The sequence below is a fragment of the Rhizobium sp. CG4 genome, from assembly GCF_023701965.1.
GTDB lineage: Bacteria > Pseudomonadota > Alphaproteobacteria > Rhizobiales > Rhizobiaceae > Agrobacterium.
On record NZ_JABAEG010000001.1, the window covers coordinates 652,311 to 664,072 of the forward strand.

The 11,762-nt window shown below is 55.2% G+C and carries 13 protein-coding genes and 1 pseudogene; 11 read left to right on the top strand and 3 right to left on the bottom strand.

Features of this window, described 5'->3' with window-relative positions; genetic code table 11:
* Positions 1-216 precede the first annotated feature (216 nt).
* The 3 genes from HGO37_RS03090 (at position 217) to HGO37_RS03100 (ending at position 2,493) form a co-directional block, all read left to right on the top strand.
* The gene (locus HGO37_RS03090; protein ID WP_250982077.1) at positions 217-1,632 is read left to right on the top strand and encodes a phosphomannomutase; all 1,416 of its coding nucleotides are present in this window, start codon (positions 217-219) and stop codon (positions 1,630-1,632) included.
* Between the two features lie 94 nt (positions 1,633-1,726).
* Positions 1,727-2,128, top strand: coding sequence for a group II truncated hemoglobin (locus HGO37_RS03095; RefSeq protein WP_250982078.1), 402 nt, complete (start codon positions 1,727-1,729; stop codon positions 2,126-2,128).
* A complete protein-coding gene (locus HGO37_RS03100; protein WP_250982079.1) occupies positions 2,125-2,493 on the top strand; it encodes a DUF423 domain-containing protein in 369 nt (122 codons plus the stop codon). Before HGO37_RS03095 ends, HGO37_RS03100 begins: the two co-directional genes overlap by 4 nt.
* Positions 2,494-2,529: 36 nt before the next feature.
* On the opposite strand, the gene HGO37_RS03105 is transcribed toward HGO37_RS03100, so the two are convergent.
* From HGO37_RS03105 to HGO37_RS03115, 3 genes and pseudogenes are all read right to left on the bottom strand, one after another.
* A complete protein-coding gene (locus HGO37_RS03105; protein ID WP_250982080.1) occupies positions 2,530-2,805 on the bottom strand; it encodes a hypothetical protein in 276 nt (91 codons plus the stop codon).
* Positions 2,786-3,109 (bottom strand): annotated as a pseudogene (locus HGO37_RS03110) (DUF2325 domain-containing protein); the annotation flags it as partial. The gene HGO37_RS03105 and the pseudogene HGO37_RS03110, both read right to left, overlap by 20 nt.
* Positions 3,110-3,359: 250 nt before the next feature.
* The gene (locus HGO37_RS03115; protein WP_250982082.1) at positions 3,360-4,010 is read right to left on the bottom strand and encodes a TetR family transcriptional regulator C-terminal domain-containing protein; all 651 of its coding nucleotides are present in this window, start codon (positions 4,008-4,010) and stop codon (positions 3,360-3,362) included.
* A 267-nt stretch (positions 4,011-4,277) separates the two neighbouring features.
* Here HGO37_RS03115 and HGO37_RS03120 point away from each other — a divergent pair, with 267 nt between their 5' ends.
* The 8 genes from HGO37_RS03120 to HGO37_RS03155 all read left to right on the top strand — a co-directional run bounded on the left by HGO37_RS03120 (position 4,278) and on the right by HGO37_RS03155 (position 11,539).
* The gene (locus HGO37_RS03120) at positions 4,278-5,531 is read left to right on the top strand and encodes a Zn-dependent hydrolase (protein ID WP_250982083.1); all 1,254 of its coding nucleotides are present in this window, start codon (positions 4,278-4,280) and stop codon (positions 5,529-5,531) included.
* Positions 5,528-6,982 (top strand): dihydropyrimidinase, encoded by a 1,455-nt coding sequence (gene hydA, locus HGO37_RS03125; protein ID WP_250982084.1) that lies wholly within the window; start codon positions 5,528-5,530, stop codon positions 6,980-6,982. Before HGO37_RS03120 ends, hydA begins: the two co-directional genes overlap by 4 nt.
* 1 nt (position 6,983) lies before the next feature.
* A complete protein-coding gene (locus HGO37_RS03130) occupies positions 6,984-7,412 on the top strand; it encodes an NUDIX hydrolase (protein WP_250982085.1) in 429 nt (142 codons plus the stop codon).
* A 59-nt stretch (positions 7,413-7,471) separates the two neighbouring features.
* Positions 7,472-7,834: a hypothetical protein gene (locus tag HGO37_RS03135; protein WP_250982086.1), complete on the top strand. Its 363-nt coding sequence runs from the start codon at positions 7,472-7,474 to the stop codon at positions 7,832-7,834.
* Positions 7,831-8,625: an ABC transporter ATP-binding protein gene (locus HGO37_RS03140; protein WP_250982087.1), complete on the top strand. Its 795-nt coding sequence runs from the start codon at positions 7,831-7,833 to the stop codon at positions 8,623-8,625. Before HGO37_RS03135 ends, HGO37_RS03140 begins: the two co-directional genes overlap by 4 nt.
* 156 nt (positions 8,626-8,781) lie before the next feature.
* Positions 8,782-9,657, top strand: coding sequence for an ABC transporter permease (locus tag HGO37_RS03145; RefSeq protein WP_250982088.1), 876 nt, complete (start codon positions 8,782-8,784; stop codon positions 9,655-9,657).
* A complete protein-coding gene (locus tag HGO37_RS03150; protein WP_250982089.1) occupies positions 9,654-10,526 on the top strand; it encodes an ABC transporter permease in 873 nt (290 codons plus the stop codon). The genes HGO37_RS03145 and HGO37_RS03150 overlap by 4 nt, the downstream gene beginning before the upstream one ends.
* 20 nt (positions 10,527-10,546) lie before the next feature.
* Positions 10,547-11,539, top strand: a complete 993-nt coding sequence (locus HGO37_RS03155; RefSeq protein WP_192488256.1) for an ABC transporter substrate-binding protein — start codon at positions 10,547-10,549, stop codon at positions 11,537-11,539.
* Positions 11,540-11,762 lie beyond the last annotated feature (223 nt).

Sequence of the window (11,762 nt, forward strand, 5' to 3'; positions counted from 1 at the left end):
TCATCATCATGAATATTGAGTTACTTTAGTTAAAACTTGAAAGGCTGGCTTTTAGCAACGACCAAACATTTTGTTGCTCTTGCAAAGCAGATGGGCCAGAAAATGTGGTAATGTGCGCCAACATGGATGCTGGAACCTAACCGGGTTTAATTCATTTAAAAATCTGGACAAAATTCAATTTAGCTGCGTCGCAGCGCAAATGTGGAACGAGGGATTATGAGCCTGAAATTCGGAACGAGTGGTCTTCGCGGCCTCTCAGTCGACCTCGAAGGCAGCGCTTCTGCCGTTTACGCAACTGCCTTTGCAAAACACCTGATTGCTGCTGGTCTTGCCAAAACAGGGTCACCCATATTGATCGGGCGCGACTTTCGTGCGTCCAGCCCTTCCATCGCAGAAACCTGCATTGGCGCGTTGACGCGCGCGGGTTTCAAGCCGATTGACTGCGGCACAGTGCCGACCCCGGCTTTGGCGCTTCACGCCATGTCGCTTGATGCGCCAGCCTTGATGATCACAGGCTCCCATATTCCGGCTGACCGTAACGGCATCAAATTTTATCGCCCGGATGGCGAGATCGACAAGCAGGATGAGACCGCTATTGCTGCGCAAGCCGAAAAGGTGGAGCAGGAACTCCGCGATCTGACGCCCGGAACGGCAGAAGACCAATCGGCCAAGACGGCAAAGCTGTTCTATGACCGCAACATCGCTCTGCTCCCTGAAAACGCGCTCGCAGGTCTGAAGATCGGCGTCTATCAGCACAGCACGGTCGCTCGGGATTTGTTTGTCGACGTTCTCAGCCATTATGGTGCCGACGTAGTAGCTCTCGGACGCTCTGAGACATTCATTCCCGTCGACACGGAAGCAGTTTCTGACGAGACGTTAAAACTCCTGAAAAAATGGGCCTACCAGCAAACGCTCGATGCCATTGTTTCCGCCGACGGTGATGGCGACCGCCCTCTGCTCGCCGATGAAAACGGCACGCCTTTGCGTGGCGACCTGATTGGCCTCATCACTGCTGGTTTCCTCGGTGCCAAAGCTGTCGTCACCCCGGTCACGTCCAACTCCGGTATCGAAGCGAGCGGTGACTTCGATGTTGTCCGCACCAAGGTGGGCTCGCCCTTCGTCATTGCAGGCATGAACGACGCACTAGCGGCGGGCAAGGATGCAGTCATGGGCTTTGAAGCCAATGGCGGCCTGCTGACGGCCTCGACCTTCACCATCAACGGATACAGCCTTTCACCGCTGCCAACCCGTGACAGTTTCCTGCCGATCCTCGCCGTTCTGTCGCTTGCCGCTGAGCGCAAACAAACACTCTCGGCACTGGCAGAAACATATAATCTGCCCGTTGCAGCAGCCGATAGGCTGGAGAATTTTGCCCAGGAAAAAAGTGCTGCCCTAATGGCGCATTTGCGTGCCTCCGGGGACAATCTGGCTGGTTTTCTTGCATCAGTCGGCAAGGTACAGTCCACCAGTGACATAGATGGACTTCGTGTTACCCTGACCGACGGAAGCACCATTCACTTCCGCCCATCCGGAAACGCGCCAGAGATGCGCTGCTACGTGGAAGCCGCCAACGAGCAGGACGCTGAAACGCTGTTGAAAAAGGGCTTGAACCTCATCCGTAATTTCGGCTGAGGTCACCCTGCGAAATTGCCGCATCCCCTGTTTCACTGTTGCGCTTGCGTTTTGTTAGCGCAATAAGTGCGGCAACCAACAAGGGATGACGGTCTTGAGCGATGAAACCATCACGCTGTATCAGGCGATTGGCGGCGACGAGACCGTCCGCGCGCTGACGAAACGGTTTTACGAATTGATGGATACCATGCCGGAAGCGGCCCGCTGCCGTGCCATCCATCCACGTGATTTGTCCAAAAGTGAAAGCAAGTTTTACGACTACCTGACCGGCTATCTTGGCGGACCACCGGTCTATGTCGAAAAATATGGCCACCCGATGCTGCGCCGTCGCCATTTCGTGGCACCGATTGGTCCGGCCGAACGGGATGAGTGGCTGCTGTGCTTCCGGCTTGCTATGGAAGAGACCATCGCTAACTCCAAATTGCGCGACATCATCTGGCGGCCGGTCGAACAGCTCGCTCTGCATATGCAAAATCAGGAAGAAAATCCATCATGACCGCACATGACCGATTGCGCCCCGTGGCACTTTTCCTCGGTGGTATTCTTGGTGCTGCCGGTGTCGCCTTGGCGGCAGCGGCCACCCATACCGGCGAAACCTATATGCTGGGCAATGCGTCAGCGATGAGCCTTGCTCATGCGCCTGTCCTCGTTGCACTGTTCATCGGATGGAATACTGTCAGAACAGCAATGCCCGCCAGCCTTTTATTGGGCCTGGGAACGCTGATCTTCGTTGGCGATCTAGTATCACGCCACTTCTCAGGAAGCAGCCTTTTCCCGATGGCGGCGCCATCAGGGGGCCTTGGCATGATCGGTGGATGGCTGGTTCTCGCCGCGGGTGCTTTCTTCAAGGTCAGAACCTGAGCCAGGAAAGCACTCCGATATTGCAAGAGTAACGTTCTACCGCTTGTACCAGCGAAACTTCAGAATATTACCGCCATTTTCCGCATCCGCGCCGAGATCGGCCGGAATGTCACCGCCGGGATGGCGTGCCCTCAAATAGGGAAAGAGCAATATGTTGGTCTTTTCCCGTGCGGCGCGGGAGCGTCTCTCACGCTCGCCGATAATTTCATGCATATCAGGTAGAAACCCTTCGCCATTGCTGGCTGCGATCTTGTGCAGATCGGCAAGGTCGTCGTTCAAAGATAATGAACTGTCACTGTGCTCTTCGCTCATTGCTGGTATTCCGCTCATTCATCGTCTGCAGCGCCCGCTCCAGACTGGATTTGCTACCGTTGCGCAGCGGAATAAACGTCTTGCCGAATTTCTTGCAGCCCGACTTCACCCGCAGACACGCATCATGACTAATACAGTCGATGGGGCAGAAAACGCAGTCGACAGAGGGAAGCAGTGTATCGATACGCGAGACGGCCTCACGTAACCCGCCATCGTGATGGATCAGTTCAGCATCGAAGTTGCTGGCAATCTGGCGAAGATGTGCAACCTGGCAGTCGCGGCCGCCAACATAAAGAAAGCTTTTCGGGCCGGCAGCGACCTGTTCATTGGCGGAAACTACAGATTGAGACTGACTTGCAGCAGACTTGCCACCACGTTCAGCTTTCTTCTTGTCTTTCCGCGCCATGCCTCACCTTTATGTTGTTTAACACACCCTGAATCGTCGGGGTTGCCGGCACCATAATAAAGGTGAGTTTTCGAGTAAAGTATAAAGTTGATGATTTACGTCATGATTTTTCACCTGACGCATTTTTCAACCGTAAATATATATCGTATCACGCGCTCAATGGCTTGATGTTGAGGCCGCCGACGAACAACTGTTCGAGATAACGCGCCGCATCTTCAAAGCGCCCCTCCCCGTCATTTTCCTTGCCGAGCACGGCACGCACCTGCACGTCAAAGTCGGCATAATGCTGGGTTGTCGACCATATCGAGAAAATCAGGTGGTAAGGATCACACTTGGTCATCAGCCCCGCCTTGATCCACACACGAATGACCTCGGCCTTTTCATCGACCAGTTCTTTCAGCGGGCCCTTCAATTCATCTTCAATATGCGGTGCGCCTTGCAGGATTTCATTGGCAAACAGTCGGCTTTCGCGCGGAAAGTCCCGTGCCATTTCCAACTTGCGACGAATATAAGACCGGATTTCCGTTTCAGGATTACCGTCCGCATTAAACGCCCGCAGCGGATCCAGCCATGTGTCGAGCCCCTTTTCGATCAGGCCGCGATGCATCGCTTCCTTGGTGAAAAAATAATAGAGAAGATTGGGTTTGAACATTCCCGCCACTTCGGCAATCTGGTCTATTGTGGTGCCGCGGAAACCATGAACGGAAAATACATCCAGTGCCGCTTCCAGAATTGCTTCCTGTTTCTCTTCCTGAATACGGGTGCGTTTTTGGGTTTTTGCGGCACGTGGAATGGCCATGGGCTTCCTGTTTCTTTTAAATGCAATTGCCAACCAGCAATGACTAGAAAATTGGCACGGTCTATAGTTTAGGCATTATTTGCGGATTTTACCATTGAAATTCACGACGCAGGGTAAATCAGCAGATCGAAAATTCACAATGTTTACCAAGCGGTCAATTTATCAAACATCGCTGGCAACGGGCAATCCGCGAAAAAGAATTGTGAAAAATCAGGAATGGCATGCCCCTTGCGTCAGTAATATCAAACAGGTGAGGAAAAGATAAGAATGGTGGCAGCACCGGGACAAAATATGCGGATCAATGCCGACAGGCTTTGGGATGCATTGGAAGACATGGCGAAGATCGGCCCTGGCATTGCTGGCGGCAACAATCGCCAGACATTGACGGATGAAGATGGCGAAGGTCGCCACCTGTTTAAATCATGGTGCGAAGCTGCCGGCATGACGGTTGGCGTCGACCAGATGGGCAGCATGTTTGCCACCCGCCCCGGCTCCGATCCGGATGCCCTGCCGGTCTATATCGGCAGTCACCTCGACACCCAGCCGACAGGTGGCAAATATGACGGTGTTCTCGGCGTATTGGCGGGGCTTGAGGTTGTGCGCAGCCTCAATGATCTGAACATCAGAACCAAACATCCGGTTGTTGTTACCAACTGGGCCAATGAGGAAGGCGCGCGCTTCGCCCCAGCCATGCTGGCGTCAGGCGTATTTGCTGGCGTGCATTCGCTTGACTACGCCTATGGTCGAAAGGACCCGGACGGTAAAACCTACGGCGATGAGCTGAAACGTATCGGCTGGCTTGGCGAGGAAGAGGTCGGTGCACGCAAGATGCACGCCTATTTCGAATACCACATTGAACAGGGACCCATTCTGGAGGCCGAAAACCGGCAGATTGGCGTGGTCACCCATGGCCAGGGCCTGTGGTGGCTGGAAGTGACGTTGACAGGCAAAGAAGCCCACACCGGCTCGACGCCGATGGATATGCGCGTTAATGCCGGGCTGGCAATGGGACGCATTCTGGAAATGGTTCAGGGCGTTGCAATGGACCATCAACCCGGTGCAGTCGGCGGGGTTGGCCAGGTCTTTTTCTCCCCGAACTCCCGTAACGTCCTGCCAGGCAAAGTCGTATTTACCATCGACATCCGCACACCGGATCAGGCAAAACTTGACAGCATGCGCGCGCATATCGAAGCCGCAGCACCAAAAATCGCCGCCGATCTTGGCGTTGGTTGCTCTATCGAGGCCATTGGCCACTTCGACCCTGTAACCTTTGACCCAACTCTGGTGAACTGCGTGCGTAATGCGGCGGAACACCTCGGCTACAGCCACATGGATATCATTTCCGGCGCCGGTCACGACGCCTGCTGGACCGCCAAAGTCGCGCCAACCACCATGATCATGTGCCCCTGCGTTGATGGGCTGTCCCACAATGAAGCCGAAGCCATCTCGAAAGAATGGGCTGCGGCCGGTGCGGATGTCCTGCTGCATGCAGTGTTAGAAACAGCGGAGATTGCAGAATGACCACAGTCATCAAGGGTGGCACCATCGTCACAGCCGATCTCAGCTACCGGTCCGATGTGAAGATCGACGACGGCAAGATTATTGAAATCGGCACCGACCTCTCCGGCGACGTGGTGCTGGACGCCTCCGATTGCTACGTGATGCCGGGCGGTATCGACCCGCATGTCCATCTCGAAATGCCCTTCATGGGCACCTATTCGGCGGATGATTTTGAAAGCGGCACAAGAGCGGCTCTGGCAGGCGGCACCACCATGGTGGTCGATTTTTGCCTGCCTGAACCCGGCCAGTCACTGTTGGATGCTTTGCAGCGCTGGGACAACAAGACGACCCGCGCCAATTGCGATTATTCCTTCCACATGGCGATTACCTGGTGGGGCGAACAGGTCTTCAACGAAATGAAGACCATCGTTCAGGACAAGGGCATCAACAGCTTCAAACACTTCATGGCCTACAAAGGCGCATTGATGGTCAATGATGACGAGATGTTTGCCTCCTTCCAGCGATGCGCTGAACTGGGCGCCCTGCCCTTCGTCCATGCTGAAAACGGCGACATCGTTGCCCAGATGCAGGAAAAATTGATTGCCGAAGGCAATTCCGGACCGGAAGCCCATGCCTATTCCCGACCGCCCGAGGTTGAAGGTGAGGCCACCAACCGCGCCATCGTCATCGCGGACATGGCAGGTTCGCCTGTCTATATCGTGCACACCTCCTGTGAACAAAGCCATGAAGCGATCCGGCGCGCGCGCCAGAAGGGGATGCGTGCCTACGGTGAACCGCTGATCCAGCACTTGGTTCTGGATGAAAGCGAATATTTCGACAAGGACTGGGATCATGCCGCCCGTCGCGTCATGTCACCACCATTCCGAAACAAACAACATCAGGATAGCCTGTGGGCTGGCCTGTCCAGCGGCTCACTGTCGTGTGTTGCGACCGACCACTGCGCCTTCACGACAGAGCAGAAACGCAATGGCATAGGTGATTTTCGCAAGATACCAAACGGCACCGGCGGCCTTGAAGACCGCATGCCACTTTTATGGACCCACGGCGTAACGACTGGACGCCTGACCATGAATGAATTTGTGGCAGTGACCTCCACCAATATCGCCAAGATCCTCAACATCTACCCGCGCAAGGGCGCTATTCTGGTTGGCGCCGATGCCGATATCGTTGTCTGGGACCCCAAACGGGAAAAGACCATCTCGGCTGCTCAACAACAATCCGCCATCGACTACAATGTGTTCGAGGGCCGGAAGGTCAAAGGCCTGCCCCGCTTCACCCTGACAAGAGGTGTTGTTTCTATTGAAGAAAACACCATCAAGAACCGTGAGGGACATGGCAAATTTATCGCCCGCGATCCGTTCACAGCAACGGGCAAGGCGCTCTCGACATGGAAAGAACTGACCGCACCACGCAAGGTGGAACGATCAGGCATTCCGGCAAGTGGAGTGTAACATGAGCGACGATACAACACGCGAAATCATTATCTCCGCTGCAATTCTTCTCAACGAAAAGCAGGAAATGCTCGTGGTGCGCAAACGCGGCACCGGCCAGTTCATGCAGCCCGGCGGCAAGATCGACGCCGGCGAAACGCCCGGTCAGGCGCTGTGCCGCGAACTGTCAGAGGAGATTTCTCTCGATCTCGACGAAAGCGCCTTCTCCTATCAGGGCGTCTACCGGGAAATGGCAGCCAACGAACCGGGCGCCACCGTTGTTGCCCATGCCTTTGTCGCCATGCTCAACCAAGACGTCACCCCGCAGGCAGAAATCGAAGATGTCCGCTGGCTTCCCATTCACGGGCAAAGCCCGCTGCCTCTAGCGAAACTGACAGAGTTCCACATGTTGCCGCTCGCCAGAAAGGCGCTTGGCAGCAACACACCGTAATAAGCAGGACAGTCCGCAAACACGTCAAAACGCAAATTTCACAACAGGTTGGATCAGTCATGGCCAGAATTCTGATGTTGATTGCATTGTCTTTATTGTCTGCCACCACAGCCACGAGCGCCACCTTCCTGGATGGCGCTTATGGCGAAAAGGAAGGCTGCCGCTATTCCAAAACCGGGGAATCCAGCGGAGCCGATATCTTCTTCCTGCTGAATGACGACGGCATCACCACCTCGACCGCCTATTGCGCGTTTTCAGGCACAGCCGAGAAGACCTCGTCCGGTTTCCGCATTGAAACCCAATGCGAAAGCGAGGGTGAACAGGGCGACAAGGAAATGGTCGATCTGACCAAAAGCACCAAGGGTTACACGATCCGTTTTAAGGATGGCACAAGCTGGGGACCGCTTCCGAAATGCCGATGACAGTACCTTCTTCATACTCCGTTGTTTCCGCCCAAAACCTCGGCCTCACCTTTGAAACGGGTGATGGTCCGGTGCACGCTCTCTCCAACGTCAATCTGGAGGTCAAGAAAGGAGATTTTGTCTCCTTCATTGGCCCATCCGGTTGTGGCAAGACGACATTTTTGCGAGTGATCGCCGATCTGGAAAAACACACCTCTGGCGATATCGCCGTCAATGGCACGACACCGGAAAATGCCCGCAAGGATCGCTCCTACGGCTATGTATTTCAGGCCGCCGCCCTTTACCCCTGGCGCAGCATCGAAAAAAACATTGCCTTGCCGCTGGAAATCATGGGCTACACCAAGGCCGAGCAGCAGAGCCGCATTGAGCGCACGCTGAACCTCGTCAACCTCAATGGCTTTGGCAAAAAATATCCATGGCAGCTTTCCGGCGGCATGCAGCAACGCGCATCGATCGCCCGCGCATTGGCCTTCGACGCAGACCTTCTGCTGATGGACGAACCATTTGGCGCGTTGGATGAAATCGTACGCGACCACCTCAACGAACAGCTTTTGAAGCTTTGGGACAGCACAGGCAAAACCATCTGCTTCGTCACCCACTCCATTCCGGAAGCGGTCTACCTCTCCACCAAGATCGTTGTCATGTCACCGCGCCCCGGCCGCGTAACCGACGTCATTGAATCAACCCTTCCACGCGAACGGCCACTCGATATTCGCGAGAGCCCGGAATTCCTGGAAATCGCCCACCGGGTCCGCGAAGGTCTGAAAGCGGGGCACAGCTATGAGGAGTAGTCTATTTTCCGCCTTGTTTCTCGCCAGCCCTCCCGCCTCCAAGGAATTCTCATCACACCCCTCTTCCCCACATTTATCCTCACCTCGCAACACGTCGAGGGCTGAGGCAGAAGTAGAGATCAAGACAGGGATGATGCCACAAACAGGGGGCCGGTCATGACCCTCTTCCGTGATCGCATCCTGCCCGTCCTTACCGTTGTTCTCGCCATTCTTGTCATCTGGCACCTGTTTGTCGTCTATCTGAACGCGCCATTCGTGCGTGATCAGGCGGCACGCGCCGGTCAGGAAATCGGCTTCTGGCACGTGCTGCCGCAAACCTTTGCGCAGGAGCGGCCGGTACTGCCCGCCCCGCATCAGATCATTGCCGAACTTTGGGACACCACCGTCAACAAGGCGATCACCTCAAAACGCAGCCTCGTCTATCACGCCGGCATTACACTGTCGGCCACGCTGCTCGGCTTTGGTATCGGCACCGTGCTTGGTGTTGTGCTGGCCATTGCCATCGTGCATAACCGCGCGCTGGACCGCTCACTAATGCCGTGGGTCATTGCAAGCCAGACCATTCCGATCCTCGCAATCGCCCCGATGATCATCGTGGTGCTCAACTCCATCAACATCTCAGGCCTGTTGCCCAAGGCACTGATCTCCACCTATCTCAGCTTTTTCCCGATTGTTGTTGGCATGGTGAAGGGACTGCGCAGTCCCGAAGCCATTCAGCTTGACCTGATGCGCACCTACAACGCCACACCGCAGCAAACCTTCTGGAAGTTGCGCTGGCCATCAGCCATCCCCTACCTGTTCACCTCATTGAAAATTGCGGTCGCCATTTCTCTGGTCGGCGCCATCGTCGGTGAGCTGCCAACCGGTGCTGTGGCCGGTCTCGGTGCACGGCTTCTTTCTGGCTCCTACTACGGGCAGACCGTGCAGATCTGGGCGGCCCTGTTCATGGCAGCTGCCGTGGCTGCCATCCTCGTATCGCTTGTTGGTATTGCCCATCGACGTGTGCTGAAACGCATGGGAGCAAGACCATGACCCAACCCTTATGGATTATCAGCGCAGTCGCATTCTGGATCGCCGCTTGGTCTCTGAATGAATGGCTTGTCCGCCAGAAATTCCAATCTGACGCGTTGAACCGGACAGCCCGTCTTGCCGTGCCTATCCTGTTCGGTGTCACCTTGTTGGTTCTGTGGGAAGGGCTGGTGCGCGGTTTTGCCGTGCCATCGATCCTGCTGCCTGCACCGAGTGCCATTGGTGCGCGGCTCTTTAGCTCACTTCCCATTCTCTGGGCGGACTTCCGCCAGACATTCCTGAAATCGGTTCTCACCGGGTACATCGCAGGCTGCGGTCTTGGTTTCATCGTCGCCATTCTGATCGACCGCTCTCCTTTCTTGCAAAAGGGCCTGCTGCCAATCGGCAATTTCATTTCCGCCCTGCCCGTCATCGGCGTAGCGCCGATCATGGTCATGTGGTTCGGTTTCGATTGGCCGTCCAAGGTCGCGGTGGTGATCATCATGACCTTCTTCCCGATGCTGGTGAATACCGTGCAGGGGCTCGAAGCATCGAGCCACATGGAGCGGGACCTGATGCACACCTATGCGGCAAGCTGGTGGAAGACGCTGCTGAAGCTGCGCCTGCCTGCTGCCTGGCCGTTCATCTTCAACGCCCTGAAAATCAACTCCACGCTGGCACTGATCGGCGCCATCGTCGCGGAGTTCTTCGGCACACCTATCGTGGGCATGGGTTTCCGCATCTCTGCCGAAATGGGGCGAAGCAATGTCGATATGGTCTGGGCCGAAATCGCCGTCGCGGCGCTGGCGGGTTCAGGCTTTTACGGATTGGTGGCGCTCGTAGAGCGGGCCGTCACCTTCTGGCATCCGTCCGTCCGTGGTGGGCGAACGTAAATAAGAAAAAGGGAACAGCAATGAAAATGAAACTTGCATCCATTCTTCTGGCGGGCGCGTCGCTGATGACTGCGTTCAGCGCTCAAGCTGCCGAAAAGGTGACACTGCAACTCAAATGGGTCACACAGGCACAGTTTGCCGGATATTACGTTGCCAAGGACAAGGGTTTTTACGAGGCTGAAGGGCTTGATGTCGACATCAAGCCGGGCGGCCCTGACATCGCGCCCGCACAGGTTCTGGCCGGCGGCGGTGCGGATGTCATCGTGGACTGGATGCCGTCAGCGCTCGCAACACGCGAAAAAGGCGTGCCGCTGGTCAATATTGCCCAGCCATTCAAAAAATCCGGTATGATGCTGACATGCCTGAAAGAAACCGGCATCACCAAACCTGATGATTTCAAGGGCAAGACCCTGGGCGTCTGGTTCTTTGGCAACGAATACCCGTTCCTGTCCTGGATGGCGCACCTGAAGATCCCAACCGAAGGTGGTGCAGAAGGTGTCACGGTTCTCAAGCAGGGCTTCAACGTCGATCCACTGTTGCAGAAGCAGGCCGCTTGCATTTCCACCATGACCTACAATGAATATCTGCAGGTTCTGGAAGCTGGCGTGAAAGCCGACGATCTCGTGACCTTCAAATATGAAGATGAAGGCGTCGCAACTCTGGAAGACGGTCTCTACGTTCTGGAAGACAAGCTGAAGGATGCGACGTTTAAGGACAACATGGTCAAGTTCGTCCGTGCGTCATTGAAGGGCTGGAAATACGCCGAGGAAAATCCCGATGAAGCCGCTGATATCGTTCTTGAAAACGACGCCTCCGGCGCACAGACCGAAGCACACCAGAAGGGCATGATGACGGAAGTGGCGAAGCTGACGGCAGGCGCCACCGGGGCACTTGATGCAGCGGATTACGAACGTACCGTCAAAACTCTTCTTGGTGGCGGCTCCGATCCGGTCATTACCAAGGAACCAAGCGGTGCCTACACCACTGAAATCACCGATGCTGCCCTGAAATAGTTGCGGGCCGCTCGACTGGCGACAGAACCTGAACACTCATTCTCAAGTGTTTTGGTGCTGGGACACATTAACTGACGAAAATGAGGTGCGTGGTTTTGGCTACGCACCTCATTTTATGTAAACCAGCGATTTCGATGAACATTACAACCACTGGAGATATTCAGAAATGTATAGCAACTAAAGTTGTTGCGTATATTGATTTGTACCAGCTGACTAATTACAT

Coding starts and splice junctions, on each gene's coding strand:
- HGO37_RS03130 (WP_250982085.1), top strand. CDS start 6,984: ATGAGCGACGATACAACACGCGAAATCATTATCTCCGCTGCAATTCTT.
- HGO37_RS03115 (WP_250982082.1), bottom strand. CDS start 4,010: ATGGCCATTCCACGTGCCGCAAAAACCCAAAAACGCACCCGTATTCAG.
- HGO37_RS03145 (WP_250982088.1), top strand. CDS start 8,782: ATGACCCTCTTCCGTGATCGCATCCTGCCCGTCCTTACCGTTGTTCTC.
- HGO37_RS03150 (WP_250982089.1), top strand. CDS start 9,654: ATGACCCAACCCTTATGGATTATCAGCGCAGTCGCATTCTGGATCGCC.
- HGO37_RS03155 (WP_192488256.1), top strand. CDS start 10,547: ATGAAAATGAAACTTGCATCCATTCTTCTGGCGGGCGCGTCGCTGATG.
- HGO37_RS03090 (WP_250982077.1), top strand. CDS start 217: ATGAGCCTGAAATTCGGAACGAGTGGTCTTCGCGGCCTCTCAGTCGAC.
- HGO37_RS03135 (WP_250982086.1), top strand. CDS start 7,472: ATGGCCAGAATTCTGATGTTGATTGCATTGTCTTTATTGTCTGCCACC.
- HGO37_RS03100 (WP_250982079.1), top strand. CDS start 2,125: ATGACCGCACATGACCGATTGCGCCCCGTGGCACTTTTCCTCGGTGGT.
- HGO37_RS03140 (WP_250982087.1), top strand. CDS start 7,831: ATGACAGTACCTTCTTCATACTCCGTTGTTTCCGCCCAAAACCTCGGC.
- HGO37_RS03105 (WP_250982080.1), bottom strand. CDS start 2,805: ATGAGCGAAGAGCACAGTGACAGTTCATTATCTTTGAACGACGACCTT.
- hydA (WP_250982084.1), top strand. CDS start 5,528: ATGACCACAGTCATCAAGGGTGGCACCATCGTCACAGCCGATCTCAGC.
- HGO37_RS03120 (WP_250982083.1), top strand. CDS start 4,278: ATGGTGGCAGCACCGGGACAAAATATGCGGATCAATGCCGACAGGCTT.